Below are 26573 nucleotides of genomic sequence, written 5' to 3' on the forward strand. Positions count from 1 at the left end.
GTTTTCGACGTGAGAGTAAATAGATAGCCAAACAACAATCTGTTCGATAAACGAACACTCAGTCGATTATCGGATTGTTCGGCCTTTTCCCGCAGCTTAATCTTCAGTCACTCCGGCGCCTAACCTCGCGCCTTTTTCTTCATGTCGGTCTACTGGAAAACGGGAGCCTGCCCCATGGCTGAAATCCTTTCGCTGCACGACGCGGTGAAGCAATTCGTCAACGACGGCGATACCGTCGCGCTCGAAGGCTTCACTCATCTGATTCCGACGGCGGCGGGTCATGAAATCATTCGTCAGGGCAAGAAAGACCTGACCCTGGTGCGCATGACGCCTGACCTGATCTACGACCAGTTGATCGGCGCCGGCTGTGCTCGCAAGTTGATTTTTTCCTGGGGCGGCAACCCTGGCGTCGGGTCGTTGCACCGCCTGCGCGATGCAGTGGAGAAACAATGGCCGCACCCGCTGGAGATCGAGGAACACAGCCATGCCGACCTGGCCAACGCCTACGTCGCTGGCGCCTCCGGCCTACCGTTCGCGGTGTTGCGGGCCTACGCCGGCTCCGACCTGCCGAAGGTCAACCCGTTGATCAAGAGCGTGACCTGTCCCTTCACCGGTGAAGTCCTGGCCGCCGTACCTTCGGTGCGCCCGGACATCACGGTGATCCACGCCCAGAAAGCCGACCGCAAGGGCAATGTGTTGCTGTGGGGCATTCTCGGTGTGCAGAAAGAAGCCGCCCTGGCCGCCAAGCGTTGCATCGTCACCGTGGAGGAAATCGTCGACGACCTGAATGCGCCGATGAACGCCTGTGTCCTGCCGACCTGGGCGTTGAGCGCCGTGTGCCTGGTACCGGGCGGGGCCCATCCGTCCTACGCCCATGGCTACACCGAACGTGACAATCGTTTCTACCAGGCGTGGGATCCGATCGCCCGGGATCGTGAGACGTTTACTGCATGGATCGATGAATACATCCATGGCACCAAGGATTTCAGTGAGTTCCAGGCCAGACTGGCAGCCGCTTCGCAGGTGAAATCATGACTTACTCCACCAATGAAATGATGACCGTCGCCGCGGCGCGTCGCTTGCAGAACAACGCCGTATGCTTCGTTGGCATCGGCCTGCCGTCGAAAGCGGCCAACCTGGCGCGGCTGACCTCGTCGCCGGATGTAGTGCTGATCTACGAGTCCGGTCCGATCGGTGCCAAGCCCAGCGTGCTGCCGTTGTCCATTGGCGACGGTGAGCTGGCGGAAACCGCCGATACCGTCGTCCCGACCGGGGAGATTTTCCGCTACTGGTTGCAGGGCGGGCGTATTGACGTCGGTTTCCTCGGCGCTGCCCAGGTCGACCGCTTCGGCAACATCAACACCACGGTGGTGGGCGACTATCATCAGCCGAAAGTCCGCCTGCCGGGTGCTGGTGGCGCACCGGAAATCGCCGGTTCGGCCAAGAGCGTGTTGATCATCCTCAAGCAGTCGGCACGTTCGTTTGTCGACAAGCTGGACTTCATCACCTCGGTCGGTCATGGCGAGGGTGGCGATTCGCGCAAGCGCTTGGGCCTGCCAGGTGCCGGTCCCGTGGGGATCATCACCGACCTGTGCATCATGGAGCCGGAAGCCGGCAGCCATGAGTTCGTGGTCACCGCGCTGCACCCCGGCGTGACCCGCGAGCAAGTCATTGCCGCCACCGGGTGGGCGATCCGTTTCGCCGACCAGGTGCAAACCACCGCCGAACCGACCGAGGTGGAGCTGCGCGCATTGCGCGATCTTGAAGCTCGTACCGCGGCGGCCCACGGCCAGGCACCGGGAGAAGCCTGATGCGCGACGTGTATATCTGTGATGCGATTCGAACCCCTATCGGCCGGTTCGGCGGCGGCTTGTCCGCCGTGCGCGCCGATGACCTGGCGGCCGTGCCGATCAAGGCGCTGATGGAGCGCAACCCATCGGTGGACTGGAGCTCGGTGGACGAGGTGTTCCTGGGCTGCGCCAACCAGGCGGGTGAAGACAACCGCAACGTGGCGCGCATGGCGCTGTTGCTGGCAGGTCTGCCAGAGAGCATTCCCGGGGTGACCCTCAACCGCCTCTGTGCCTCGGGCATGGACGCCGTCGGCACGGCGTTTCGCGCCATTGCCAGCGGGGAAATGGAATTGGCCATCGCTGGCGGCGTGGAGTCGATGTCCCGCGCACCGTTCGTGATGGGCAAGGCCGACTCGGCGTTCTCGCGCAACATGAAACTGGAAGACACCACCATCGGCTGGCGCTTCATCAACCCATTGATGAAAGCCCAGTACGGTGTGGACGCGATGCCACAGACGGCGGACAACGTGGCCGACGATTACGCCGTGTCGCGCGCCGACCAGGATGCTTTCGCCCTGCGCAGCCAACAACGCACGGCAGCGGCCCAGGCCGCAGGATTTTTCGCCGAGGAAATCGTTGCGGTGCGCATTGCCCATAAGAAAGGCGAAACTGTGGTCGAGCAGGACGAGCACCCTCGCGCCGACACCACGCTGGAAACCTTGAGCAAACTCAAACCGGTCAATGGCCCGGACAAGACCGTCACCGCTGGCAACGCCTCGGGTGTGAACGATGGCGCGGCGGCGTTGATCCTGGCGTCGGCCGAAGCGGTGAAGAAACACGGCCTGACGCCACGGGGCAAAGTGCTGGGCATGGCCAGTGCCGGCGTGGCGCCACGGGTGATGGGCATCGGCCCGGTGCCGGCGGTGCGCAAGCTCACTGAGCGCCTGGGCCTGGCGGTCGCCGATTTCGATGTGATCGAACTCAATGAAGCCTTCGCCAGCCAGGGCCTGGCGGTGCTGCGCGAACTGGGGCTGGCGGACGATGCGCCGCAGGTCAACCCTAACGGCGGCGCCATTGCCCTGGGCCATCCGTTGGGCATGAGCGGGGCGCGCTTGGTGATGACGGCGCTGCACCACCTGGAAAAGACCGGTGGCAAGAAAGGCCTGGCGACCATGTGCGTCGGCGTCGGCCAGGGTCTGGCATTGGCAATCGAACGCGTCTGACGCGTCGTTCTACTAATAAGAAACCGAGGAATGCTACATGACTGACAAGCCTGGTTATCGTCGCCCTCAAGCGGGCACCCAGCCGGAGTATCTGCACCCGCCGTACCAGTCCACCAACCTGCGCTCGCCATCCAAGCCGTTGGTGTATTTGCCTCACTCGCTGTCGGAGATCACCGGTCCGACCATAGGCGCCGACCGCGTGCAGGAGAAGGACAACGACCTGACCGCCCAGCATGCCGGCGAGCCGTTGGGGGAACGGATCATCATTCACGGACGGGTGCTGGATGAGCACGGCCAGCCGGTGCCGGGCATCCTGGTGGAGATCTGGCAGGCCAACGCCGCCGGTCGCTACAACCATGACCGTGACAACCATGACGCGCCGCTGGACCCGAACTTCACCGGCACCGGTCGCACCATTACCGACGCCGACGGCTGGTATCAGTTCCAGACCATCAAGCCCGGTGCTTATCCGTGGGGCAACCACCACAATGCCTGGCGCCCGGCGCATATCCATTTCTCACTGTTCGGGCCGAGCATTCTGACGCGCCTGGTGACGCAGATGTATTTCCCCGGCGATCCGTTGCTGGCCTACGACCCGATCTATAACTGCGTGCCGGACACCAGCGCCAAGGAACGCCTGATCGCCAGTTTCGACCTGGAAAAAACCGTCCCTCACTACGCCCTCGGTTACCGCTGGGACATCGTCTTGCGCGGCCGCGATGCCACGCCGATGGAGAAATAAGATGACGCTCACCGCCACCACATCCCACACCGTTGGCCCTTACTACCATATCGGCCTGACCTGGCTGAACCGTGAAGACCTGACTGTTGCCCAAACCCTTGGCCAACGCGTGGCGATCACCGGGCAGGTGGTCGACGGCAATGGTGAATTCGTCAACGACGCCATGCTGGAAGTCTGGCAGGCCAACGCCGCCGGTAAATACGCCCACCCCGAAGACGACCAGGACAAGCCCCTGGACCCGCATTTCGAAGGCTTCGGTCGGGTGCCGGTGGACGCTGAAGGGCGCTTTCGCTTCACCACCATCAAGCCGGGCACAGTGCCAGGGTTGAGCGGCACGACCCAGGCACCGCACCTGGTAGTGCTGGTGTTCGCCCGCGGGTTGGTCAAGCATTTGCTGACGCGCATCTACTTCGATGGCGAGCCGACCAACGAAACCGACCCGCTGTTGGCCTGCGTGCCCGAGGAACGTCGTGCCACCATTGTGAGCAAACCCGATGCCTCGGGTGTGTATCAGTGGAACGTGATCCTGCAGGGCACGGATGCCGAGACGGTGTTCTTCGATTATTGAGTGATTACACCTGTGGGAGCGAGCCTGCTCGCGATAGCGGTGGGTCAGCTTGCATCCATTATTGAATGTGCCGCCCTCATCGCGAGCAGGCTCGCTCCCACATGGCGGCGGCACAGGCAATGCAATACTGTGGAACGGGACTGTTACGAAGTGTGTCTAGACTCTGTCCAGTCCCCAACGAGTGAATAGCCCATGACCATCCCAATCAGCCACTACACCGGTGAAGAACGCAGCAAGCGCATCTTCGCCATCGTCGGTGCCTCATCCGGCAACCTGGTCGAATGGTTCGACTTCTATGTCTATGCGTTTTGTGCGATTTATTTCGCGCCGGCGTTTTTTCCGTCGGACAACCCCACGGTGCAACTGGTCAACACGGCAGGTGTGTTCGCCGCCGGGTTCCTGATGCGACCCATCGGTGGCTGGATTTTCGGCCGGGTGGCGGACCGTCACGGGCGCAAGAATTCGATGATGATTTCGGTGCTGATGATGTGCTTCGGCTCGTTGCTCATCGCGTGCCTGCCCACCTATAAAGACATCGGCGTCTGGGCGCCGGTGCTGCTGTTGTTCGCGCGCTTGCTACAAGGTTTGTCGGTGGGTGGCGAGTACGGCACCACCGCTACTTACATGAGCGAAGTCGCCCTTAAGGGCCAGCGTGGTTTTTTTGCTTCGTTCCAGTACGTGACGCTGATCGGCGGGCAACTGCTGGCGGTGTCGTTGGTGGTGATCCTGCAGCAGTTTCTCAACGAGGACGAACTGCGCGCCTACGGTTGGCGGATCCCGTTCGTGGTGGGCGCCCTGGCTGCGTTGATCTCCCTGTTCCTGCGGCGCTCCCTGAAGGAAACCAGCAGCAAGGAAATGCGCGAGAACAAGGACGCCGGCAGCATCGCGGCGCTGTTTCGCGACCACAAGGCCGCGTTCATCACCGTGCTGGGCTACACCGCTGGCGGCTCGCTGATTTTCTATACCTTCACCACCTACATGCAGAAATACCTGGTGAACACCGCCGGCCTGCACGCCAAGACCGCCAGCTACATCATGACTGGTGCGTTGTTCCTCTATATGTGCATGCAGCCGCTGTTCGGCATGCTGGCGGACAAGATCGGCCGGCGTAATTCCATGCTCTGGTTCGGTGGCCTGGGGGCGTTGTGCACGGTGCCGATCCTGCTGACCCTCAAAAGCATCAGCAGCCCGTTCCTGGCGTTCGTCCTGATTACGTTGGCGCTGGCGATCGTCAGTTTCTACACGTCGATCAGTGGCCTGGTGAAAGCGGAAATGTTTCCCCCTGAAGTGCGGGCGCTGGGAGTAGGGTTGGCGTACGCGGTGGCCAATGCGATTTTTGGCGGTTCGGCCGAGTACGTCGCCTTGAGCCTGAAGGCACAGGGCATGGAGAACGCCTTTTACTGGTATGTCACGGTGATGATGGTGGTGGCGTTCCTGTTCAGCCTGCGCCTGCCCAAGCAACCGGCATACTTGCATCACGACCTTTGACTCAACTGCGCCGGCCCTTGAGGCCGGCGCTCCCAAGGACTGTTTATGAGCGACCGACTGGGCAATCAACTGTTCGATGCCTACTTCACCGCCCGCGACATGCGCGAGGTGTTCTGCGATGCGGGCCGGCTCCAGGCCATGCTCGACGTCGAGGCGGCATTGGCCCGGGCCGAAGCGCGGGTGGGTTTGATTCCCCAGAGCGCGGTGGCGCCAATCGAGCAGGCCTGCCGTGCCCAGCTTTACGATTTTTCGGCCTTGAGCGAAGCGATCGCCGGTGCCGGCAATTCGGCGATCCCGCTGGTCAAGGCGTTGGGCAAACGCATCGCCGCCGAGGATGCTGAAGCCGAACGCTACGTGCACCTGGGGGCAACCAGCCAGGACGTGATGGACAGCGGGCTGGTGCTGCAACTGCGCCAGGCGTTGGGCTTGATCGAGGCAGAACTGGCCCAGCTGGCCGGCACCCTGGCCCGCCAAGCCGAACGCTACGCCGCCACTCCGCTGGCCGGGCGTACCTGGTTGCAGCATGCCACGCCGGTGACCCTGGGTATGAAAATCGCCGGTTGGCTGGGGGCGATCACCCGCAGTCGGCAACGTCTGAAAGAACTCAAGCCGCGCTTGCTGGTGCTGCAATTTGGCGGCGCCTCTGGAACGCTCGCCGCCTTGGGCGAACACGCCTTACCCATCGCCGAAGCCTTGGCTGCCGAGCTACAACTGAACCTGCCGGAACAACCGTGGCACACCCAGCGCGACCGCCTGGTGGAGTTCGGCTCGGTGTTGGGTTTGATCGCCGGCAGCCTGGGCAAGCTGGGCCGCGACATCAGCCTGTTGATGCAGACCGAGGCTGGCGAAGCGTTCGAACCGTCGGCGCCGGGCAAGGGCGGTTCGTCCACCATGCCCCACAAACGCAATCCGGTGGGCGCGGCGGTGCTGATTAGCGCAGCGACGCGAGTGCCTGGCCTGTTGTCGACATTGTTCAGCGCCATGCCCCAGGAACATGAGCGCAGCCTGGGCCTGTGGCACGCCGAATGGGAAACCCTGCCGGAGATCTGCTGCCTGGTGTCCGGTGCCTTGCAACAGGCGCGATTGCTGGCCGAGGGGCTGGAAGTCGACGCGGCGCGCATGGCCCGCAACCTGGAACTGACCCAGGGGCTGGTGCTGGCCGAAGCGGTGAGCATCGTCCTGGCCCAGCGGGTGGGGCGCGACACGGCGCATCATCTGCTGGAGCAATGTTGCAAGCGTGCCGTGGCCGAACAACGGCATCTGCGCGATGTGTTGGGGGACGAACCCCAGGTCACTGCACAGTTGTCCGCTGCTGAAATCGATCATCTACTCAACCCCGCTCACTACCTCGGCCAGGCCCAGACCTGGGTCGCCCGAGCGGTGGCCGAACACCTTGCCTTGAACGCCTGAAAGGAGATTGTTGTGGGATTCGTCAAACTCGCCGAGGGCGATCTGAATTACCGATTGGACGGGCCGCAAGACGCCCCGGTGCTGGTGCTTTCAAACTCTCTCGGCACTGACCTGCACATGTGGGATGCGCAGGTCCCGGCTTTCAGCGAACACTTTCGCGTATTGCGTTTTGACACCCGTGGCCATGGCCAGTCGCTGGTCACCGAAGGGCCCTATAGCATCGAACAACTGGGCCGCGATGTGCTGGCGATGCTTGATCAGTTGGGCATCGACAAGGTGCATTTCTGTGGCTTGTCCATGGGCGGGTTGATCGGCCAATGGTTGGGGATCAATGCCGGTGAGCGGCTACATAAACTGGTGGTGTGCAACACTGCCGCGAAGATCGGTGACCCCTCGGTATGGAACCCGCGCATCGAAACCGTGCTGCGTGATGGCAAGGCGGCGATGGTGGCGTTGCGCGATGCCTCGATTGCCCGTTGGTTTACCCCAGACTTCGCCGAGGCGCAGCCTGCGACGGTGAAACAAATCACTGACATGCTCGCCGCCACTTCGCCCCAGGGCTATGCGGCCAACTGTGCGGCGGTGCGCGATGCCGATTTTCGCGAGCAACTGTCGTCGATCCAGGTGCCGCTGCTGGTGATTGCCGGCACTGAAGATGCTGTGACGCCGCCGTCGGGTGGGCACTTTATCCAGGAGCGGGTCAGTGGCGCCGAGTACGCCGAGTTTTATGCCGCGCACCTGTCCAACGTCCAGGCCGGCGCTGCGTTCAGCGCCCGGGTGCTGGATTTCCTGCTTGATTCTGGCCGAGCCTGAGGAGTTTTTTGTGGACGAGAAACAACGTTACGACGAAGGCATGCAGGTACGCCGCGCGGTGCTGGGCGATGCCCATGTCGACCGCAGCCTCAATGCCTTGACCGAGTTCAACAGCGAATTCCAGGAGATGATCACCCGTCACGCCTGGGGCGACATCTGGACCCGCCCGGGCCTGCCGCGCCACACCCGCAGCCTGATCACCATCGCCATGCTGATCGGCATGAACCGTAATGAGGAACTCAAGCTGCACCTGCGCGCCGCCGCCAACAACGGCGTGAGCCGCAGCGAGATCAAGGAAGTGATCATGCAGAGCGCCATCTACTGCGGCATCCCGGCGGCCAACGCCACCTTCCACCTGGCCGAGTCGGTGTGGGATGAGCTGGGTGTCGAATCCCGGTCTTAACATCCACCGCTAATTCCTGTGGGAGCGGGCTTGCTCGCGAAAGCGGTGGGCCAGTTGGCGATGATGTTGGATGGACCACCGCCTTCGCGAGCAAGCCCGCTCCCACACTGGATCTTCAGTGAGTACAAATTTTGTGCCCGACACTGATCCCCCTGTGGGAGCGAGCTTGCCCGCGATAGCGGCGGGTCAGCTTGCATCGATCTTGAATGAGATGACGCCATCGCGAGCAAGCTCGCTCCCACACCGGTACAGCCTCCACCCCATGTTGGCTCTTACAGCAAGCTGATCGGATAGCTGACAATCAACCGGTTTTCATCGAACTCATTAGTGCTGTAGTCCCGACGCATCGTCGAGTTACGCCATTTCACATTCAGACTCTTGAGCGCGCCGCTCTGTACGGTGTAGGCCAGCTCACTTTCCCGGCCCCATTCCTTGCCATCGTCGACCGTGGCGGTGTGCACATTGTCGCCGCTGATGTAGCGGTTCATCAGGGTCAGGCCCGGCACGCCGACGGCGGCGAAGTTGAAGTCGTGACGCAACTGCCAGGATTTTTCCTTGGCGTTGTCGTAACTGGAGTTGTAGCTGTCGTTGGCCAGGGTGCCGCCGCTGGTGCCGTTGACGCGCATCCAGGCATCATCGCCGCCGACTTTCTGCAGGCCGACGTAGAAGGTGTTGCCGCCGTATTTGGCCGAGAGCATGGCGAACGCGGTCTTGTTGTCCAGGTCGCCGGCCAGCGCGCTGCCGTTTTCCTTGCCGGTGAAGTAGCCGAGGTTGGCACCCAGGGTCCAGTCGCCGATGGGCTGGCTGTGGGTCAGGTTGAAATATTGCTGCTGGTAGATGTCGGACAGTTCCGCGTACCAGACGCCGACCTGGGTGCGTTTTTCGTTGAAGGCGTATTCGCCGCCGCCGAAGTTGAAGCGGTCGGACGTGAAGGCGCCGCGGCCGTTCATGGACATGTCTTCCATGCTCGCGTCGTTGCGCGGGCTGTTGGCGCGGAACTGGCCGCCGTAGAGGGTCAAACCGCTGATTTCGGTGGAGGTCACCTGGCCGCCACGGAAGGTTTGCGGCAGGGAGCGGCCGTCGTCGGAGCGCAGGATTGGCAGCACTGGCATCCATTCGCCGACCTTCAGTTCGGTCTTCGACACCTTGGCCTTGAGAGCCACGCCCAGGCGACCGAAGTCGTCGGCCGGGCGGCCGTCATCGTGCACCGGCAGCAACTGCGTACCCGCCGTGCCACGGCCGCCGTCGAGCTTGAGCGAGTACGTGCCCAGCACATCCACGCCAAAACCGACCACGCCCTGGGTGAAACCGGACTTGGCGTCGAGGATGAAACTCTGCGTCCATTCCTCGGCTTTGCCTTGGGCATTGTTCGGGTTGGTGAAGTTGCGGTTGAAGTAGAAGTTGCGCAGGTTCAGCGTGGCCTTGGCATCTTCGACGAACCCCGATTCTGCGGCCAGGACGGGCAGGGCGGTAGTGGTCAGGGCTACGGCAATGAGGCTGGGGAGCAAGTGCTGTGTGGGTTTCATGGCGTGTCTCTGATTTTTATGGGCAAAACGGGTCGTTGCCGCAACCTTGGGTTGCAGACGGTGTGGTGTAACTTGGGTGTTTAGGCGATCGAGGGATCAGCCGGGTGAGGCGGAGCGTAGGGGCATGGCGTCGAACCTGTTGTTATTGGTTTTGTGCGAGGGATGGTGAAGGGCTGCCTGGGATCGCTTCAATTGGCGTTTGCGGGTTTTGGGCGATTATCGAACAGCAAAAAAGGGCCGATTGGCTGGATGAAGAACCTGTGGGAGCGAGCCTGCTCGCGAACACGGCAGTACATCCAACACTGATGCAGGCTGATCCACCGCTATCGCGAGCAGGCTCGCTCCCACAGGGATTTGCGGTGGCCGCAAATTCATAGGTCGCCACTGACCCAATGTGGGAGCGGGCTTGCTCGCGAATACGGCGGTACATCCAACGCTGATGCAGTCTGGTCTACCGCCATCGCGAGCAAGCTCGCTCCCACAGAATTCGTGGTCGGTCTGACAGACGCGGTGACTTTTCCGACGAGGTTTTAAGGTTGCTGTTCGGAAGCGGCATCTCTAGCTTGTTCATGTCGCTGCCAATCCAGCGACCGGGACTGCAAGCCCGCCGAATTCGTTAGGCGCCAGCGCCCGGACCCAACGTCTCGGGCTCCAATTGATGCAGGAGCGCCGTTATGAACAAACACCATCCTTCTTCGCCATCAGAGAGCACCTTCCCCTACAACGACCCCGATCCAGAAAAGCTCCAAGAGGCCGCAGACCGAGCACTCGATTACCATCTGGGCACCCACCCTGATCCCAAACCCAAACCTCAACTCAAGTTTTCACCGTCATCGATACCCTCGACACCGAGTGCCTACTAGCAAATCTCAGCGAAACCCTGGCCTCGGCCAGTGCGATGGTCAACGACCTGGCGTTCGACCTGAAAGGCTCTCGGCGGCATGTCGCGCTCGGCGTGGTGCAGATGATTGACTTGAGTGAGTTGTTGGCCAATCGAGCGCTGGATCTCGTCGACCCGCGTTAACCAAGTATGGCGAGGGGATTTAGCGAAGCGTCGCATCGCCCCGCTGGGCTGTGGGAGCAAAGCTTGCTCGCGAAACAGGCGCCTCGGTTCCTGAAAGACCGCATCGCCTCCATCGCGGGCAAGCCTTGCTCCCACATAGGCCAGCGTTAAAGCGCACACAAACAAAAAGCCCACCTTTCGGTGGGCTTCATGTTCAGCGTTCAAACATCAATCAGAACAGCTTCATCTTCGGCGCTTCTTCTTTCACCGGTTCGTTCTTGCCCGTCTCGGCGTTCCAGCCACCGCCCAGTGCCTTGTACAAATTGACCTCGCTGGTCAGTTGCGCCAGGCGGTCGGTGATCAGCGATTGTTGCGCGCTGAACAGTTGGCGTTGGGCGTCGAGGAAGGTCAGGTTGCTGTCGACACCAATGCGGTAGCGCCGCTCGGCCAGGCGGTAGTAGTCCTGGTTGGAAGCAACGTAGGCGGTCTGGGCCTGCAACTGTTCGTTGTAGGTCCGGCGTGCGGCCAAGCCATCGGAGACTTCCTGGAACCCCGTCTGAATGGCCTTCTCGTAATTGGCAACGTTGATGTCTTTCTGGATCTTCGCGTAATCCAGGCTCGCCCGCAGGCTGCCGGCGTTGAAGATCGGCAGGTTGATTTGCGGAGCGAAGGTCCAGGTGCCCGAACCGCCCTTGAACAAGCCGGACAGGTCCGGGCTCAAGGTGCCGGCGTTGGCCGTCAGGCTGATGCTCGGGAAGAACGCGGCCCGCGCGGCGCCGATGTTGGCATTGGCAGCCAGCAGGTTGCGTTCGGCCTGGAGAATGTCCGGACGACGTTGCAGCAAGTCCGACGGCAACCCGGGCGGCACTTCGCTGAGCAGGTCATCGCTCAGCGGTTGCGTGTTCAGGTTGGCCGGCAGGCCGGTGCCCAGCAGCAGGGTCAGGCTGTTTTCGTCCTGGGCGACCTGGCGGGTGTAGCGCGCCAGTTGCACGCGGGCATTTTCTACCGCGGTGCGCGCCTGGCTCAGGTCCAGGGCCGAGGCCACGCCGACTTCGGCGCTGCGTGAGGTCAGCTTGAAGCTTTGCTCGTAGGCCCCGAGGGTTTCCTGGGTCAGCTTGAGCAGTTCCTTGTCGGCCTGCCAGGTCAGGTAGGCATTGGCGACGTTGGCCACCAGGCTGATCTGGGTGCTGCGACGGGCTTCTTCGGTGGCGAAGTAGCTCTGCAGCGCTTGCTCGCTCAGGCTGCGAACCCGGCCGAACAGGTCCAGCTCGTAGGCGCTGATGCCCAGGGTGGCCGAGTAGGAGCTGCTGATGGCCGCTTCACCAGTTTGCGAGGCCCGTGCCGGCACGCGCTGGCGACTGGCGGAACCGGTGGCCGAGACCGCCGGGAACAGGTCTGCGCGCTGGATGCGATATTGCGCGGCATAGGCATCGATGTTCAGCGCCGCGACACGCAGGTCGCGGTTGTTTTCCAGGGCAACCTGGATCAGCTGTTGCAACGCCGGGTCATGGAAAAACTGTTTCCAGCCTTGCTCGGCGGCGGCCTGGCCGGGCGCATTGGCCGAGTCGTAGGCCAGCCCTTGCGGGTATTGCGCCGCGACCGGTGCTTCGGGCCGCTGATAGTCGGGGATCAGCGAGCAACCGCTGAGCACGACGGCGGCGATGGTCAGGGAGAGTAGCGACTTGCTCATTGGCCAGCCTCTTTGGAAGTTTCAGGAGTGTCGTGCCCATCGGTATTTTTGCGACGGCCTATCGACGACACGGTCACGAAGAACAGTGGCACCCAGAAGATTGCCAGGATGGTCGCGGTGAGCATACCGCCAATCACGCCGGTACCGATGGCGTGCTGGCTGCCTGAACCTGCCCCCGTGGAAATCGCCAGCGGAACCACGCCGAGGACGAACGCCAGGGACGTCATGATGATCGGTCTCAGACGCATCCTACAGGCTTCAATGGCGGCCTCCACCAAGGTTCGGCCCTGTTCATGGAGCTCCTTGGCGAACTCTACAATCAGAATGGCGTTTTTCGCCGCCAAACCGATGGTTGTCAGCAAGCCCACCTGGAAGTACACGTCGTTGGACAGGCCACGCAGGCTGGTCGCCATCAAGGCACCGATGATCCCCAGTGGCACCACGAGCATGACCGCGATCGGAATCGACCAGCTTTCATACAGTGCCGCCAGGCACAGGAAGACCATCAGCAGCGACAGGGCGTACAGCGCTGGCGCCTGGGAGCCCGACAGACGTTCCTCGTAGGACAGGCCCGTCCAGGAAATACCGACACCGGCCGGCAGCTTCTTGGCGATGGCCTCAACCTCGGCCATGGCTTCACCGGTGGAGTATCCAGGCGCCGGGGTGCCGAGGATTTCCATGGCTTCCACGCCGTTGTAACGGGCCAGTTTCGGCGAGCCGTAGACCCACTCACCCTTGGCGAACGCAGTGAACGGCACCATGGTTCCGGCGCTGTTGCGCACGTACCACTTCTTCAGGTCTTCGGGACTCATGCGCGCATTCGGCTGGCCCTGGACGTACACCCGTTTCACTCGACCACGGTCGATGAAGTCGTTCACATAGCTACTGCCCAAGGCAATCGACAGGGTGTTGTTGATTTCCGAAAGGGTAATGCCCAGGGCACTGGCCTTCTCGTCATCGATTTCCAACTGGTATTGCGGTTCATCGTTCAGACCGTTCGGACGCACCTGGGCCAGTATCTTGCTCTGGGACGCCATGCCCAGGAACTGGTTGCGGGCTTCCATCAGCTTGTCGTGGCCGATACCGGCACGGTCCTGCAGGAACACGTCGAAACCGGTGGCGTTACCCAGTTCCATCACCGCTGGCGGTGCGAAGGCGAACACCATCGCGTCGCGGAAGGTGAAGAAGTGTTGCTGGGCCCGACCGGCGATCTTGAACACGCTGTTGTCAGCGTTACGTTCTTCCCACGGCTTGAGCATGATGAACGCCAGGCCGGAGCTCTGGCCACGGCCGGCAAAGTTGAAGCCGGTCACGGTGAACACCGAGGCCACGCCATCGCCTTCGCCGCCGTCCTTGCTGGGTCGCAGCAGGAACTCACGCATCTTGTCCACCACCACCTGGGTACGTTCGGCGCTGGAACCCGCCGGTGTCTGTACCTGGGCAAACAATACGCCCTGGTCTTCTTCCGGCAGGAACGCCGTCGGGATGCGGGTGAACAGCCAGACCATGCCAACCACGATGATGATATAGGCCAGCAGATACGGGGCCTTGTGTTTGAGCATGTTGCCCACGCCCCGTTCGTAGCTCCTGACACCACGGTCGAAGGTGCGGTTGAACCAGCCGAAGAAGCCGCGTTTCGGTGTGCCGTGCTCACCCTTGGGGATTGGCTTGAGCATGGTGGCGCACAGGGCCGGCGTAAAGATCAATGCCACCATGACCGACAGGGCCATGGCCGAAACGATGGTGATGGAGAACTGCTTGTAGATCACACCGGTGGAGCCGCCGAAGAATGCCATCGGCAGCAGTACCGCCGAGAGCACCAGGGCGATGCCCACCAGGGCGCCCTGGATCTGGCCCATGGATTTCTTGGTGGCTTCCTTGGGCGACAGGCCTTCTTCGCTCATCACCCGTTCGACGTTTTCCACCACGACGATGGCGTCGTCCACCAGCAAGCCGATGGCCAGCACCATGCCGAACATGGTCAGGGTGTTGATGCTGAAGCCGAACGCCGCGAGGATCCCGAAGGTGCCCAGCAGTACCACCGGCACGGTCATCGTGGTGATGATGGTGGCGCGGAAGTTTTGCAGGAACAGGAACATCACCAGGAACACCAGGGCGACCGCCTCGACCAGGGTTTCAACCACACCTTTGATCGATTCGCTCACTACCGGGGTGGTGTCGTAGGGGAACACTACTTCCAGGCCTTGGGGGAAGAACGGCTTGAGGTCGTCGACGGTCTTGCGCAGGGCCTTGGCGGTATCGAGGGCGTTGGCGCCAGTTGCCAGCCGCACGGCCAGGCCGGAGGCCGGAGCGCCGTTGAACTGGGCATTGATGCTGTAGTTCTCGCCACCCAGGGCGACATCGGCCACATCGCCGACACGCACTTGCGAGCCGTCCGGGTTGACCTTGAGCAGGATCGCCTTGAACTGCTCGGCGGTCTGCAGGCGGGTCTTGCCGATGATGGTGGCGTTCAGTTGTTGGCCGGGCATGGCCGGCAGGCCGCCGAGCTGGCCGGACGCGATCTGGACGTTCTGCGCGGAAATGGCCGTGCTCACATCCACCGGGGTCAGGTTGAAGTTGTTCAGCTTGGCCGGGTCGAGCCAGATCCGCATCGCGTATTGGGCGCCGAAGACCTGGAAGTCACCGACACCAGCGGTGCGCGAGATCGGGTCCTGCATGTTGGAGACGATGTAGTTGGACAAGTCTTCCCGAGTCATGCTGCCGTCGCGCGACACCACGCCGATCACCATCAGGAAGTTTCTCACTGACTTGGTCACGCGGATGCCCTGTTGCTGCACTTCTTGCGGCAGCAGCGGGGTGGCCAGGTTCAGTTTGTTCTGGACCTGGACCTGCGCGGTATCGGAGTTGGTGCCTTGCTCGAAGGTGGCCGTGATGGTCATGCTGCCATCGGAGTTACTTTCCGAGGACACATAACGCAGGTTGTCGATGCCGTTGAGCTGCTGCTCGATCACCTGTACCACGGTGTCCTGCACGGTTTGCGCGGACGCGCCCGGGTAGGTCACTTGGATCGCGATGGCCGGCGGTGCAATGCTCGGGTACTGGTTGATCGGCAACTTGAGGATCGAGAGAGCCCCGACCAGCATGATCACCAGGGCGATCACCCAGGCGAAAATCGGACGGTCGATAAAGAATTTCGACATGGTTTACTCCCCTTTGCCGCCGGCGGCTTTATCAGCTGCCTGTGCGGGGACCGGGTTCTTGGTGCCAACGTTGGTGGCTTCGGTGGCTTTGACTTCCACGCCAGGGCGTACGAACTGCAACCCTTCGGTGATCAGGCGATCGCCGGCCTTGAGCCCGTCTTCGATCAGCCATTGGCTGCCGACGGTGCGGCTGGCCTTGAGCTGACGCAGTTCGACCTTGTTGTCAGCGCCAACGACCAGGGCGGTCGGCGTACCCTTCAGGTCGCGGGTCACGCCTTGCTGTGGTGCCAGGATCGCCGCGCTGTTCACACCAGCTTGCAATTGCGCGTGGACGAACATGCCCGGCAACAGGGTGTGGTCAGGGTTGGGGAACACGGCGCGCAAGGTCACGGAACCGGTGGTCTGGTCGACCGACACTTCGGAGAACTCCAGCTTGCCTTCGTGTGGATACAGGCTGCCGTCTTCCAGGGTCAGCTTGACCATGGCGGCGTTTTCGCCGGCCTTTTGCAAGCGGCCGCTTTCCAGTTCGCGGCGCAGTTGCAGCAGTTCGACCGAGCTCTGCGTCACGTCGACATAGATCGGGTCCAGTTGCTGGATGGTCGCCAGCGCGTCGGCCTGGCCGTTGCTCACCAATGCTCCCTCAGTGACCGAGGAGCGGCCGATGCGACCGGAAATCGGTGCATAGACCTTGGTGTAGCGCACGTTGATCTGGGCAGTCTGCAGGTTGGCCTCCGACTCCAGGCGATTGGCCACGGCGGTGTCGTATTCCTGACGGCTCACCGCCTGTTCATCCACCAGTTGCTTGTAGCGGTCGGCAATCGACTTGGTGGAGCGCAGGTTGGCCTCGGCGCTCTTGAGGGTCGCTTCATAGACGGCCGGGTCGATCTGATACAGCTGCTGGCCGGCCTTGACGTCAGCGCCTTCTTTGAACAGGCGCTTGAGGATGATGCCGTTGACCTGTGGGCGAACTTCGGCGACACGGAATGCGCTGGTGCGCCCCGGAAGCTCCGAGGTCAGGGTGAAGGGCTGGGTCTTGAGGGTTACGACGCCGACCTGAGGAGGGGGAGGAGCGGGTGCAGCCTCTTCCTTTTTGCATCCGCTGAGCAGCGATGCCAGGGCGATGGCAGTGACCAGAGCAGTAACAGCTGGCTTGAATTGCATGGAAATCCTCGGGTCCAGGCGCGTAACTGGCGCACTTGAAAGGTGGAAGGGTAAAAAAGGAGCATTTTTTCAATTAGTAGGATGCTAAGAAATATACTTACGTACACGGTTGTTTGTAAACAGCCAGATTGCGTAACATCCGGATTTACAAAAGCCTGACAAAGGCCAGCGTAGATCGGGGACGCGTTCCAAAGAGACGTCGCCTCATATTTTGTTCAGCTGATTCTTACGCATTGCTGACCGCATCCTGATTGAGGTGTTTACTGCCATGGTCCGTCGTACCAAAGAGGAAGCCCAGGAGACTCGCAGCCAGATCCTCGAAGCGGCCGAAAAGGCCTTTTTCGAGCGTGGCGTGGCGCGTACGACCCTGGCCGACATCGCGACACTGGCGGGTGTGACGCGGGGTGCCATCTATTGGCATTTCAGTAACAAGGCAGACCTGCTCCAGGCCATGCTCGACACCCTGCACGAGCCGCTCGACGAGTTGGCCCGTGCCAGTGAGAGTGAAGAGGAGCTTGATCCGCTGGGCTGTATTCGCAAACTGCTGGTCCAGTTGTTCCAGCAGGTGGCCCTGGACCCGAAAACCCGCCGCATTAATGAGATTCTGTTCCATAAGTGTGAATTCACCGATGAAATGTGCGATCTGCGCCAGCAGCGGCGCGAGGTCAGCCTCGACTGCAATGTGCGCATCGCCCTGTCGTTGCGCAATGCGATGAAACGCGGCCAGTTGCCGGATGATCTGGACCCTGAAAGGGCCGCAGTCGCCATTCATGCCTACATCGATGGCATTTTGTACCAGTGGCTGCTGGCCCCCGACAGCTTCGCCCTGGCGGGTGAGGCCGAGCGCTGGGTGGAGATCGGGCTGGACATGCTGCGCCTGAGCCCCAGCCTGCGCAAATGAAACAAAATGCGTAATTGCGTCGGTTTGTGTCAATACGAGCGCGTAAGGATGCTTTTATAAACCGACACTGGCGCGGTTGATAGGCAATCGGCGGCGAATTTTGTAGGAAATTTGTTTCGCTCTGGTGAAGGGCGGGAAAAATCCGCTCGGCAGGGTCATCCGAACGGATCGGCCGATGCCTCGCCAGACTGCCCTGGCGAGGCCGGATTTTCAGCTCAGCGTGAGTTCCACGGTAAAACCATAGGGCTCTTCACTGGCTGTGCGAGTGATTCGTGTCGTGCATTGGATTGGGCTCATTCCAATCGAGGTCAGTGTGTGGCTCCGGACGGGTGTCAGCGTCGGTGATATAACACCGAAGGACGTATTGACGCGCAGACCGAAGTCAAAGCGAAAACCAAACTCTTCATCGCCGAACACAATGAAGTGTTTGAACATCTCTTTACTGCGACTGCCCAGGCGTCGGGTATATGCGAGGTCGAACTTCCAGGCTTGGATATCCCAGGGACGAATCTGTGTGGCGTGTTGTTCGTCCGCATTCAACTGCAGCGTGCGTTCACCGATTTCAAAATCCAAGTCGGTATGGTTGATCAACTTTACGATGACACGGGTGCGGTTTGGGTTGATGTGCTCCTGTTCCCAGGCTTGAACCTGCTTGTTGACCTTATCATTCAGGTTCGCTTTCTCTATCAGTGCCGTGAGCATCGGCATATATTCTTGCGTGTCGAGTGATTTGAGGTATTGGTACAACACGGCCAACGGTGCCCAACTGAATTGAGAGGCGATCAGTTCATAAATGCCATTGTCGGTCTGTTGGTTATTTTCAGGGGTGGTGTTCATTTGAAATCCTTTTCAAAGAGAGTGATTGCAAGCGGCAAGACGTGTTGCCTTGTTGTTGGCGATAATATGGATAGTTAGAGAGGTTTTAGAAGTTTGGATGTTTGACTGGTTATTTAGCGCATATAAAAAAGCCCTGGTTCTTTCGAACCAGGGCTTTCGTTTTTTACGACTTAGAGTACGGGGTAATCGATGTAGCCCACCGGTCCCTTGCCATAAAACGTTTCCGGATGCGCTTCGTTCAGCGGTGCATCGGCTTTCAAGCGCGCCGGCAGGTCCGGGTTGGCAATGAACGGCACACCGAAGGCGACGGCATCGGCCTTGCCCTCGGCCAGCCAGGCGTTGGCGCTGTCCTTGGTGAAACGTTCGTTGGCAATGTACGGGCCGCCGAAAGCTTGCTTGAGTTGTGGGCCAATGCTGTCTTCGCCTTCCTTCTCGCGAGAGCAGATGAAGGCAATGCCACGCTTGCCCAGTTCGCGAGCCACGTAGCTGAAGGTCTCCAGGCGGTTCTCGTCGCCCATGTCATGGGAGTCGGCGCGTGGCGCCAGGTGCACGCCCACCCGGCCGGCGCCCCAGACTTCGATGGCCGCGTCGGTCACTTCCAGCAGCAGGCGGGCACGGTTTTCCAGGGAGCCGCCGTATTGGTCGGTACGCTGGTTGGTGCTGCTTTGCAGGAACTGGTCGAGCAGGTAGCCGTTGGCGCCATGGATTTCCACGCCATCGAAACCGGCGGCCTTGGCGTTCTCGGCACCGACACGATAAGCGTCGACGATGTCGGCGATTTCAGCGGTTTCCAGCGCGCGCGGCGTTGGGTAGTCGGCCAGGGGGCGGACCAGGCTCACGTGGCCCTTGGGCTGGATCGCGCTGGGCGCCACCGGCATTTCGCCGTTCAGGTACGACGGGTGGGAGATCCGACCCACGTGCCACAGTTGCAGGAAGATCTTGCCGCCGGCGCCGTGGATCGCCTTGGTGACGTTGGCCCAGCCGCGCACCTGGTCGTTGGACCAGATGCCTGGGGTGTCCGGGTAGCCCACGCCCATCGGGGTGACGGAGGTCGCTTCGCTGAGGATCAGGCCAGCGGAGGCACGTTGCACGTAGTACTCGGCCATCAAAGCGTTAGGCACGCGACCTGCGTCGGCGCGGCAGCGGGTGAGCGGGGCCATGATGATGCGGTTCTTCAACTCGATGTCGCCGAGTTTGATGGGGTCGAAAATAGTCGCCATGGAATACAACCTCGAAAGTGGAAGGATTAAAAGTCAGTGAGTTGCCGGGGCCAGGTCGGCATTGCCGCCCTGGCGGAAAGTGATCAGGGTGACCAGCAGCGCCAACACAGCCAGCGCGCCGGCGGCCAGGGGCACGGAGGTCAGCCCCAGGCCGTGGTCGATGACGCTGCCGCCGACCCAAGCGCCCAGGGCGTTGCCGATGTTGAAGGCGCCGATGTTCAAGGTGGACACCAGGTTGGGCGCGGCTTTGCCGAAGGTCACCACGTTGACTTGCAGGGCCGGCACGGCGGCGAAGCAGGCGGTGGCCCAGAGGAACAGGGTGATTTCGCTGGGGATCAGCGCCACGCTGGTCCAGCTCAGCACGGTGGACACCACGGCCATGGTGAGGAAGACGCCCATCAGCGTGTTCGCCAGGCTCTTGTCCGCCAGCTTGCCGCCGATGATGTTGCCCAGGGTCAGGCCCAGGCCGATCAGCACCAGGGTCCAGGTCACGCCACGGGGCGACACGCCGGTGACTTCGCCCAGCAGCGGGGCGACGTAGGTGAACAGGGTGAACACCGAGGCGGAGAACAGCGCGGTCATGCTCAGGGACAGCCACAGGCCGGCCCCCTTGAGCGCCACCAGTTCCGAGCGCATGTCGAGTTTTTCTTCATCGCGCTTGGCCGGCAGGAAACGGATCAGGCCGATCAGCGCCACCACGCCGATGACGGTCACCGCCCAGAAGGTCGAACGCCAGCCGGCCTCCTGACCCAGTGCGGTACCCAGCGGTACGCCGAGTACGTTGGCCAGGGTCAGGCCGGTGAACATCAGGGCCACGGCCGAGGCGCGCTTGTTGGGTGCCACCAGGCCGGCGGCCACCACGGAACCAATGCCGAAGAACGCGCCGTGGCACAGGGCGGTGACGACCCGGGCGAACATCAGCACGTTGTAGTCGCTGGCAATCGCGCAAAGCAGGTTACCGATGATGAAGATCCCCATCAACACCACCAGGGCGGCCTTGCGCGGCAGCCGCGCGGTGGCCAGGGCCATGAACGGTGCACCGATGGCCACGCCCAGGGCGTAGCCGGTGACCAGCCAGCCGGCGCCAGGAATCGACACGCCCAGGTCGGCCGCGACATCGGGCAACAGGCCCATGATGACGAACTCGGTGGTGCCGATGGCGAAGGCGCTCAGGGCCAGGATGAGAAGTGAGAGGGGCATGATGGGTCCTTGTCAGGTCAGAGCTCTTGGCTCATTTGCTTGAGGAACTGCTGGATCACTTCCTCGTTGCGTTTGAAGAAGTGCCATTGACCGACCTTCTGGCTGGTGATCAGCCCCGCCCGTTGCAATACCGCCAAGTGCGCAGACACCGTGGATTGCGACAGGCCGCAACGCTGGTCGATCTGCCCGGCGCAAATGCCGAACTCGTGGTTGTGCAACTGGTCGGGGAACTGGACCTTGGGGTCCTTGAGCCAGTTGAGGATGTCTCGCCGTACTGGGTGCGCCAGGGCTTTTATTATTTCGTCGAGGTCGAGGGGCATGGTGGCAAGCTCGGTATGGGTAAAACGCTATATCGCGATGGAGCGAACCTTAAATCGTTATTTCGCGATACACCAATATGGATTTGATCTGAATACCGAACAAATCGCTATATCGGGTTATAACGATATGGGCGCGGGGGTGCTAAGCTGCGGGCCATGAACTATCTCGCGCACCTGCATCTCGGCGGCCCTGGCCGGGAACAACTGCTCGGCAGCCTCTACGGCGATTTCGTCAAAGGGCCGCTGCAAGGGCTCTACGATCCACGGATCGAAGCGGCGATTGCCCTGCATCGGCGCATCGACATGTACACCGACCGCCATCCCTTGGTGGATATTGCCCTGTCGCGTTTTTCCATGGTGCGCAGGCGGTATGCCGGGATCGTGCTCGATGTGTTTTTCGATCACTGCCTGGCCCGGGACTGGACGTTGTACGGCGAAGGGCCGCTGCTGGACTTCACGGCCCGGGTGTACCAGGTACTCAATACCGAACCGCAGCTACCAGGGCGCCTGGCGCACATCGCGCCGTATATGGCGGCGGATGACTGGCTGGGGTCTTACCGGGAGTTCGAAGTGCTTGGGCAGGTACTGCGCGGGATTTCCCGGCGTCTGTCCCGGCCGGAGGAACTGGCGGGTGCGATGGAAGAGTTGATCAGGCTCTATGAGCCGTTGAGCGAGGATTTCCGGTTGTTCTACCCACAGCTTCAGGATTTTGCTCAAAACCAAGTCACACCGCAGGACTAATTGTGGGAGCGAGCCTGCTCGCGATGGCGTTGGTCCAGTCAACATCTCTGCTGAATGTTATGCCGCTATCGCGAGCAAGCTCGCTCCCACAAGGTGTCCGGATCAGGCCGCAATGGCAGGTCGCATCGGGGCTTGCTGCTTCTCCGGGATCGCCCCGAACAACGCCTTGTGCACCGCCTGTTGCGCCTGGAACGCCAGCGCCGCACGCTCCTGGCCGTGGCAGGCGATGGGTTGCAGCAGATGGATGTGCACCTCGCCCCGATCATTGGCGAACAGGCGCATCAGGTGCGACAGCAAATCATCATCGCCAATGAACGGTGCCAACGCGTCAGGTTCACCGTTACGCACATAACGGATCGCCACAGGCTGCAAGGCGACATCGGCATCGATGGCCGCCGACAACAAGCGACCGTGGAAGGTGCGCAGGGAGCGACCATCGGTGGTGGTGCCTTCCGGGAACATCAGCAGCGGATGGGCCTGTTCCAGATGGCGGCTCATTTGCTTGCGGATCAATTGGCTGTCACCCGAACCGCGTCGGATAAACAGGCTGCCGGCCTTGGCGGCCAGCCATCCGGCAACCGGCCAGGTGCGCACTTCGGCCTTGGACAGAAATGACATCGGTGTGAGCATGCCCAGCAACGGGATGTCGGTCCAGGACACATGGTTGCTGACCCACAGCATCGGCCGTTGCGGCAGTTCGCCGTGGACCGTCACGAAAAAGGGCAGGGCATGGCTCAGCCGCGCCATGAAGAACCGTGACCAACGCTGGCGACGGACCATGGAGTTGGCAATCCCCAGGCGCTCGAATAGGCCGAACACGCTGGCCATGCTCAGGCCCAGGGTCACCACCAGCAAGACTCGCGCGATACGCGCGTAAACCCGCAACCGGCTCATTACACCGCTGCCTTGAAGTGGCGGGCATAGCGCGGGCAGAGTTCGTCGCGCTTGAGCAGGATGAACACGTCGGCCACCTGGAAATCCTCGTCCCAGCACGGCTCGCCGCAAATCTTCGCGCCCAGGCGCATATAGGCCTTGAGCAGCGGCGGCATCTCGGCAATGACGTTGGACGGTACGTCCAGGCTCGGCAGCGGTTTTTTCGGTACGGCTTGCAGGTGCTCGGTGCACAGGTAGCGTTCGCGCAGGCGCTGCATGATCGCCTGGGCCTGGACGCCACCATCCTGCATCGGAATGCTCGCGCAACCCATCAGGTAGCTGTAGCCGCCTTCGTTCAGGACCTCGGCCAGTTCGCCCCACAGCACGGCGATGGTGCCGCCGTTGCGGTAGGCCGGGTCGACGCAGGTACGGCCGATTTCCAGGATCGGGCCCTTGAGATGGACCAGGCCGTGGAGGCTGAATTCTTCTTCGCTATAGAACCGGCCCAGGCTGCTGGCGGCCTGGTGGTCGAGCAGGCGAGTGGTCGCCACGAGGCGACCGGTGTTCAGGTCGCGTACGCCGATGTGGGCGCAGTGAACATCATAGTCATCCATGTCCAGACCCTTTTCCGCGCCTTTGAGCTTGGCGTTGAATTCGCCACTGAAGACGTTGAAGCGCAGGGCCTGGGCTTCTTGCAAGGCGTGGGCGCCGATCAGGCGTTCGGCTTGCAGGCGGCGTTCATTGCCGGTGTCGCTGATGCGGGCGATCTGGGTCATAGCGAATCTCCGTGCGGGCTGTTCAGTTGCAGCCTGTCGACTTTCTTTATGCAGCCATGTTGTGCAAAGTCAGGCTATGTAGCCCCGGTGTCATCGCCATGAAGCTTTGGTGATGCTTATATGACAGCCCTCAAGGAGTCCCCCATGCCCTGGCACACTCTGATCGAACGCGGCGAGCGCCTGCCTGCCCACCCGGACCTGGCCGAAGGTTATGCGACCTTGTTGCAACGCCTGGGGCCGGTGACGCCGTTCGAACTGGCCGTGGCCGGGGCGCGGTTGATGGCGACACCGGGGCTGGCGTTCCTGGTGGGGTACCAGGCGGCGCTGCGGGTGCTTTGGCCCAGCGCGCCCCAAAGCCTCGGCGCCTTGTGCGCCACCGAACAACGCAGCTTGCGCCCGGCGGACATGCAGACCCGCCTCAGTGATTTGCGCCTGAGCGGGCGCAAGGATTTCGTCACCGCCGGCGACGCCGCCGAGTGGTTGCTGATTGCCGCCCGCTGCGAAGCGCCCGGTGAAACGCCGCGACTGAACCTGGCGGTGGTCTATCCCGGTGAGCCTGGCGTGACCCTGGAAAAACTCCCGGCCATTGCCCTGATGCCGGACGTCAGCCATGGCCGCGTCCTGCTCGATGGCGCGCTGTGCGAGTTGCTGGCAGGCGACGGTTGGGATGCCTACGTCAAGCCGTTCCGCACCCTGGAAGACCTTTATGTGCTCAGCGCGATGACCGCCTGGTTGTATGGCGTCGGACAAGAGTGTGCCTGGCCCCAGGCGTTGCAATTGCGCCTGCTGGGGCTGCTGGCCGGTTGCGCGGAGGTGAGCCGTCACAACCCTTCGAGTGCTGCCGGGCATGTGCTGCTGGGTGGGTTGTTCGCCCAGTTTGACGGGCTCGCTGGCGAGCTGAAGGACGCACTGGCCGCCGGGCCTGCAACGTGGTGCGAGATGTGGACGCGGGATAAGGCAGTGATGGAGATGGCAGCGGGCGCGCGGGCCAAGCGGTTGGCCAAGGCTCTGGAATCTTCATTGGCTTGATGAGCCTCATCGCGGGCAAGCCTTGCTCCCACAGGTTCAGTGTTAAATGACAGTCTGTCGTAGACCTGTGGGAGCAAGGCTTGCCCGCGATGGCGTCGGTACTGTCGGCACAAACATCCAAACTGTCATCAAGCCTGCCTAAGCTCATCAGGTTCAATCCTGCGAGCCCCAAGCATGTCCAAAGGCTGGTTCCTGATCCCACTCCTGTTGCTCACCTTGGGCGCTCACGCCGAAGATTGGCCCAGCGAGCAGTGGCCAACCGCTCCGACCCCTACCGGGCCGGCCATCGAAGCCTTGGAGCAATATGCCTTCCCACCCCGGGACGACGTCACCCGCCGAGGCATCCGCACCGACGCGCTGCTGGTGATCCGGGACGGTCGGCTGGTCTACGAACGCTACGCCGGGCCAACCACTGCCCAGACCCCGCACCTGACCTGGTCCATCAGCAAAAGCCTGCTGGCGACGGTGTTCGGCGTGGCCTACGGGGAAAAGCGCTTTGCCCTGGATGATCCGGCAGCCAAGTACTACCCGCCCCTGAGCCGGCACCCGGGGCTGACCCTGGCCGATCTTTTCCATTGGGCCTCGGGCCTGGACTGGCAGGAAGACTACGAATACGCGCCACTCAACTCCTCGGTGGTGGCAATGCTGTATACCCGTGGACGGCGCGACATGGCGGGATTCACCGCGGAGCATGAAAGCGCCGGTCCGCCAGGCCAGGTGTTTCGTTATTCCAGCGGCGACAGCAACCTGCTGGCTGGCGCGTTGAAAAACATCGTCGGCCCGGCGCGCTACTCCGACTACCCCTGGACGGCTTTGTTCGACCCCCTGGGCATCCGCCATGCCACCTGGGAAACCGATGCCAGCGGCACCTTCGTGGGATCGTCCTACGCCTACCTCACGGCGCGGGACTTGGCGCGTGTCGGGTTGTTGATGCAGCGGGACGGCCGCTGGGGCCAACGGCAACTGATCCCCAGGGAGTGGGTCGCGTTCAATCGTGAACCTTTCGTCCACTTCCAGGCCGGCCAGGACGAGGCCGTGCCCGGCGGGCATTGGTGGCTCAACCGCGCTGTCGACCCGGCAATCCACCCCTGGCCCGACGCGCCGCCGGACACCTTCGCCGCGCTGGGCCATTGGGGCCAGGCGCTGTACATCATCCCCAGCGCCAAACTGGTGATCGTGCGTTACGGCGACGACCGCGACGGTAGCTATCGCCATAACGAACTGCTCAAGCGCGCCATGGCGGCGTTCGCCGCAAAGGTGCAGCCATGAAGCGCAAAATCTTGCTTAGCCTGCTGTCGGTGCTGCTCATTGCCTTGTTCGGTTGGGTCTGGCTCGAGCGGGTGGCGTTGCGGGCCTTTCCCGACATCATCAGTGCCTACACCGCCAAGGAATATTGCTCGTGCCGCTATGTGATGCAGCAACCGGCCGAGTATTGCCGGGGGTATGTGAAGCAGTCAGTGCCCACCAGCGATTTTCTCGAAACCGTTGAAGCCAAGCGCGTCACCGTCAGTGGATTGGGGCGCAGCAACAGTGCGCAATGGCTGGGGAAGCGGCAGGGGTGTCGGTTGGAACTCTGAGCTAACTTTTGGGTGCAAGGTCTGACGCCGTTTCTATTGTGGGAGCAAGGCTTGCCCGCGATGGCGATTCCTAAAACGCCATCGCGGGCAAGCCTTGCTCCCACAAACGAATCCCTTTACC

General features: G+C 61.8%; 24 protein-coding genes and 1 pseudogene. 15 read left to right on the top strand and 10 right to left on the bottom strand.

Annotation, left to right across the window (positions count from 1 at the left end; genetic code table 11):
* Positions 1 to 174 precede the first annotated feature (174 nt).
* The 9 genes from PSH86_RS06735 to pcaC all read left to right on the top strand — a co-directional run bounded on the left by PSH86_RS06735 (position 175) and on the right by pcaC (position 8437).
* The gene (locus tag PSH86_RS06735) at positions 175 to 1035 is read left to right on the top strand and encodes a CoA transferase subunit A (protein WP_109755787.1); all 861 of its coding nucleotides are present in this window, start codon (positions 175 to 177) and stop codon (positions 1033 to 1035) included.
* Complete coding sequence (locus tag PSH86_RS06740; protein WP_176689584.1) at positions 1029 to 1811, top strand: CoA-transferase subunit beta; 783 nt, start codon at positions 1029 to 1031, stop codon at positions 1809 to 1811. Before PSH86_RS06735 ends, PSH86_RS06740 begins: the two co-directional genes overlap by 7 nt.
* Entirely contained in the window at positions 1808 to 3013 is a 1206-nt protein-coding gene (gene pcaF, locus PSH86_RS06745) for a 3-oxoadipyl-CoA thiolase (RefSeq protein ID WP_176689583.1), read from the top strand. The genes PSH86_RS06740 and pcaF overlap by 4 nt, the downstream gene beginning before the upstream one ends.
* A 37-nt stretch (positions 3014 to 3050) precedes the next feature.
* The gene (pcaH, locus tag PSH86_RS06750) at positions 3051 to 3755 is read left to right on the top strand and encodes a protocatechuate 3,4-dioxygenase subunit beta (RefSeq protein WP_116831638.1); all 705 of its coding nucleotides are present in this window, start codon (positions 3051 to 3053) and stop codon (positions 3753 to 3755) included.
* A gap of 1 nt (position 3756) precedes the next feature.
* Complete coding sequence (pcaG, locus tag PSH86_RS06755) at positions 3757 to 4323, top strand: protocatechuate 3,4-dioxygenase subunit alpha (RefSeq protein WP_109755791.1); 567 nt, start codon at positions 3757 to 3759, stop codon at positions 4321 to 4323.
* Positions 4324 to 4515: 192 nt separating this feature from the next.
* Positions 4516 to 5811, top strand: coding sequence for an MFS family transporter (locus PSH86_RS06760; protein ID WP_109755792.1), 1296 nt, complete (start codon positions 4516 to 4518; stop codon positions 5809 to 5811).
* Between the two features lie 45 nt (positions 5812 to 5856).
* Positions 5857 to 7221, top strand: coding sequence for a 3-carboxy-cis,cis-muconate cycloisomerase (locus tag PSH86_RS06765; protein ID WP_305488776.1), 1365 nt, complete (start codon positions 5857 to 5859; stop codon positions 7219 to 7221).
* 12 nt (positions 7222 to 7233) lie between these two features.
* Positions 7234 to 8034: a 3-oxoadipate enol-lactonase gene (pcaD, locus tag PSH86_RS06770; protein WP_305488779.1), complete on the top strand. Its 801-nt coding sequence runs from the start codon at positions 7234 to 7236 to the stop codon at positions 8032 to 8034.
* Between the two features lie 10 nt (positions 8035 to 8044).
* Positions 8045 to 8437, top strand: coding sequence for a 4-carboxymuconolactone decarboxylase (gene pcaC, locus PSH86_RS06775; RefSeq protein ID WP_109755800.1), 393 nt, complete (start codon positions 8045 to 8047; stop codon positions 8435 to 8437).
* A gap of 272 nt (positions 8438 to 8709) precedes the next feature.
* On the opposite strand, the gene PSH86_RS06780 is transcribed toward pcaC, so the two are convergent.
* On the bottom strand, positions 8710 to 9963 hold the full coding sequence (locus PSH86_RS06780; protein ID WP_232200742.1) for an OprD family porin: 1254 nt from the start codon (positions 9961 to 9963) through the stop codon (positions 8710 to 8712).
* Between the two features lie 674 nt (positions 9964 to 10637).
* On the opposite strand from PSH86_RS06780, the pseudogene PSH86_RS06785 reads away from it, so the two are divergent.
* Positions 10638 to 10987: pseudogene (locus tag PSH86_RS06785) on the top strand (DUF6124 family protein).
* Between the two features lie 211 nt (positions 10988 to 11198).
* Here the strand turns inward: PSH86_RS06785 and adeC are convergent.
* Genes adeC through PSH86_RS06800 form a run of 3 tightly spaced genes read right to left on the bottom strand, consistent with a single transcriptional unit; the run spans position 11199 to position 16978 of the window.
* Positions 11199 to 12656, bottom strand: coding sequence for an AdeC/AdeK/OprM family multidrug efflux complex outer membrane factor (gene adeC / locus PSH86_RS06790; protein WP_109755947.1), 1458 nt, complete (start codon positions 12654 to 12656; stop codon positions 11199 to 11201).
* The gene (emhB, locus tag PSH86_RS06795) at positions 12653 to 15817 is read right to left on the bottom strand and encodes an efflux RND transporter permease subunit EmhB (protein ID WP_109755946.1); all 3165 of its coding nucleotides are present in this window, start codon (positions 15815 to 15817) and stop codon (positions 12653 to 12655) included. Before emhB ends, adeC begins: the two co-directional genes overlap by 4 nt.
* 3 nt (positions 15818 to 15820) lie before the next feature.
* Positions 15821 to 16978 (bottom strand): efflux RND transporter periplasmic adaptor subunit, encoded by a 1158-nt coding sequence (locus tag PSH86_RS06800; RefSeq protein WP_109755945.1) that lies wholly within the window; start codon positions 16976 to 16978, stop codon positions 15821 to 15823.
* Positions 16979 to 17246: 268 nt separating this feature from the next.
* Here PSH86_RS06800 and PSH86_RS06805 point away from each other — a divergent pair, with 268 nt between their 5' ends.
* The gene (locus tag PSH86_RS06805) at positions 17247 to 17879 is read left to right on the top strand and encodes a TetR family transcriptional regulator (RefSeq protein WP_109755944.1); all 633 of its coding nucleotides are present in this window, start codon (positions 17247 to 17249) and stop codon (positions 17877 to 17879) included.
* A gap of 210 nt (positions 17880 to 18089) precedes the next feature.
* Here the strand turns inward: PSH86_RS06805 and PSH86_RS06810 are convergent, their stop codons facing one another.
* The 4 genes from PSH86_RS06810 to PSH86_RS06825 all read right to left on the bottom strand — a co-directional run bounded on the left by PSH86_RS06810 (position 18090) and on the right by PSH86_RS06825 (position 21456).
* On the bottom strand, positions 18090 to 18716 hold the full coding sequence (locus PSH86_RS06810; RefSeq protein ID WP_116831644.1) for a hypothetical protein: 627 nt from the start codon (positions 18714 to 18716) through the stop codon (positions 18090 to 18092).
* Positions 18717 to 18886: 170 nt separating this feature from the next.
* Positions 18887 to 19936 carry an alkene reductase gene (locus tag PSH86_RS06815; protein WP_116831645.1) on the bottom strand — a complete coding sequence of 350 codons (1050 nt, stop codon included), beginning with the start codon at positions 19934 to 19936 and terminating at the stop codon, positions 18887 to 18889.
* Between the two features lie 33 nt (positions 19937 to 19969).
* Positions 19970 to 21136, bottom strand: a complete 1167-nt coding sequence (locus PSH86_RS06820; protein WP_134923144.1) for an MFS transporter — start codon at positions 21134 to 21136, stop codon at positions 19970 to 19972.
* A gap of 17 nt (positions 21137 to 21153) precedes the next feature.
* Positions 21154 to 21456: a helix-turn-helix transcriptional regulator gene (locus PSH86_RS06825; protein ID WP_305488791.1), complete on the bottom strand. Its 303-nt coding sequence runs from the start codon at positions 21454 to 21456 to the stop codon at positions 21154 to 21156.
* 156 nt (positions 21457 to 21612) lie between these two features.
* On the opposite strand from PSH86_RS06825, the gene PSH86_RS06830 reads away from it, so the two are divergent.
* Positions 21613 to 22197, top strand: coding sequence for an ACP phosphodiesterase (locus tag PSH86_RS06830; protein ID WP_305488794.1), 585 nt, complete (start codon positions 21613 to 21615; stop codon positions 22195 to 22197).
* A 102-nt stretch (positions 22198 to 22299) separates the two neighbouring features.
* On the opposite strand, the gene PSH86_RS06835 is transcribed toward PSH86_RS06830, so the two are convergent.
* Complete coding sequence (locus PSH86_RS06835; RefSeq protein WP_305488797.1) at positions 22300 to 23091, bottom strand: lysophospholipid acyltransferase family protein; 792 nt, start codon at positions 23089 to 23091, stop codon at positions 22300 to 22302.
* Complete coding sequence (gene olsB / locus PSH86_RS06840; RefSeq protein WP_109755937.1) at positions 23091 to 23846, bottom strand: L-ornithine N(alpha)-acyltransferase; 756 nt, start codon at positions 23844 to 23846, stop codon at positions 23091 to 23093. Before olsB ends, PSH86_RS06835 begins: the two co-directional genes overlap by 1 nt.
* Before the next feature lie 144 nt (positions 23847 to 23990).
* Here olsB and PSH86_RS06845 point away from each other — a divergent pair, with 144 nt between their 5' ends.
* The 3 genes from PSH86_RS06845 to PSH86_RS06855 all read left to right on the top strand — a co-directional run bounded on the left by PSH86_RS06845 (position 23991) and on the right by PSH86_RS06855 (position 26452).
* Positions 23991 to 24875, top strand: coding sequence for an acyl-CoA dehydrogenase (locus tag PSH86_RS06845; protein WP_116831648.1), 885 nt, complete (start codon positions 23991 to 23993; stop codon positions 24873 to 24875).
* A gap of 174 nt (positions 24876 to 25049) precedes the next feature.
* On the top strand, positions 25050 to 26144 hold the full coding sequence (locus PSH86_RS06850) for a serine hydrolase (protein WP_109755935.1): 1095 nt from the start codon (positions 25050 to 25052) through the stop codon (positions 26142 to 26144).
* A complete protein-coding gene (locus tag PSH86_RS06855; protein ID WP_109755934.1) occupies positions 26141 to 26452 on the top strand; it encodes an amidase in 312 nt (103 codons plus the stop codon). The genes PSH86_RS06850 and PSH86_RS06855 overlap by 4 nt, the downstream gene beginning before the upstream one ends.
* Positions 26453 to 26573: the final 121 nt, after the last annotated feature.

Origin of the sequence: Pseudomonas sp. FP2300 (genome assembly GCF_030687595.1) — a bacterium.
Lineage (GTDB): Bacteria > Pseudomonadota > Gammaproteobacteria > Pseudomonadales > Pseudomonadaceae > Aquipseudomonas > Aquipseudomonas bijieensis.

Excerpts from the sequence above, each read along its gene's own strand:
- PSH86_RS06735 (WP_109755787.1), top strand. The coding sequence starts at position 175 with ATGGCTGAAATCCTTTCGCTGCACGACGCGGTGAAGCAATTCGTCAAC.
- pcaH (WP_116831638.1), top strand. The coding sequence starts at position 3,051 with ATGACTGACAAGCCTGGTTATCGTCGCCCTCAAGCGGGCACCCAGCCG.
- pcaG (WP_109755791.1), top strand. The coding sequence starts at position 3,757 with ATGACGCTCACCGCCACCACATCCCACACCGTTGGCCCTTACTACCAT.
- PSH86_RS06760 (WP_109755792.1), top strand. The coding sequence starts at position 4,516 with ATGACCATCCCAATCAGCCACTACACCGGTGAAGAACGCAGCAAGCGC.
- PSH86_RS06765 (WP_305488776.1), top strand. The coding sequence starts at position 5,857 with ATGAGCGACCGACTGGGCAATCAACTGTTCGATGCCTACTTCACCGCC.
- PSH86_RS06780 (WP_232200742.1), bottom strand. The coding sequence starts at position 9,963 with ATGAAACCCACACAGCACTTGCTCCCCAGCCTCATTGCCGTAGCCCTG.
- adeC (WP_109755947.1), bottom strand. The coding sequence starts at position 12,656 with ATGAGCAAGTCGCTACTCTCCCTGACCATCGCCGCCGTCGTGCTCAGC.
- emhB (WP_109755946.1), bottom strand. The coding sequence starts at position 15,817 with ATGTCGAAATTCTTTATCGACCGTCCGATTTTCGCCTGGGTGATCGCC.
- PSH86_RS06800 (WP_109755945.1), bottom strand. The coding sequence starts at position 16,978 with ATGCAATTCAAGCCAGCTGTTACTGCTCTGGTCACTGCCATCGCCCTG.
- PSH86_RS06805 (WP_109755944.1), top strand. The coding sequence starts at position 17,247 with ATGGTCCGTCGTACCAAAGAGGAAGCCCAGGAGACTCGCAGCCAGATC.
- PSH86_RS06810 (WP_116831644.1), bottom strand. The coding sequence starts at position 18,716 with ATGAACACCACCCCTGAAAATAACCAACAGACCGACAATGGCATTTAT.
- PSH86_RS06815 (WP_116831645.1), bottom strand. The coding sequence starts at position 19,936 with ATGGCGACTATTTTCGACCCCATCAAACTCGGCGACATCGAGTTGAAG.
- PSH86_RS06820 (WP_134923144.1), bottom strand. The coding sequence starts at position 21,136 with ATGCCCCTCTCACTTCTCATCCTGGCCCTGAGCGCCTTCGCCATCGGC.
- PSH86_RS06825 (WP_305488791.1), bottom strand. The coding sequence starts at position 21,456 with ATGCCCCTCGACCTCGACGAAATAATAAAAGCCCTGGCGCACCCAGTA.
- PSH86_RS06830 (WP_305488794.1), top strand. The coding sequence starts at position 21,613 with ATGAACTATCTCGCGCACCTGCATCTCGGCGGCCCTGGCCGGGAACAA.
- PSH86_RS06835 (WP_305488797.1), bottom strand. The coding sequence starts at position 23,091 with ATGAGCCGGTTGCGGGTTTACGCGCGTATCGCGCGAGTCTTGCTGGTG.
- olsB (WP_109755937.1), bottom strand. The coding sequence starts at position 23,846 with ATGACCCAGATCGCCCGCATCAGCGACACCGGCAATGAACGCCGCCTG.
- PSH86_RS06845 (WP_116831648.1), top strand. The coding sequence starts at position 23,991 with ATGCCCTGGCACACTCTGATCGAACGCGGCGAGCGCCTGCCTGCCCAC.
- PSH86_RS06850 (WP_109755935.1), top strand. The coding sequence starts at position 25,050 with ATGTCCAAAGGCTGGTTCCTGATCCCACTCCTGTTGCTCACCTTGGGC.
- PSH86_RS06855 (WP_109755934.1), top strand. The coding sequence starts at position 26,141 with ATGAAGCGCAAAATCTTGCTTAGCCTGCTGTCGGTGCTGCTCATTGCC.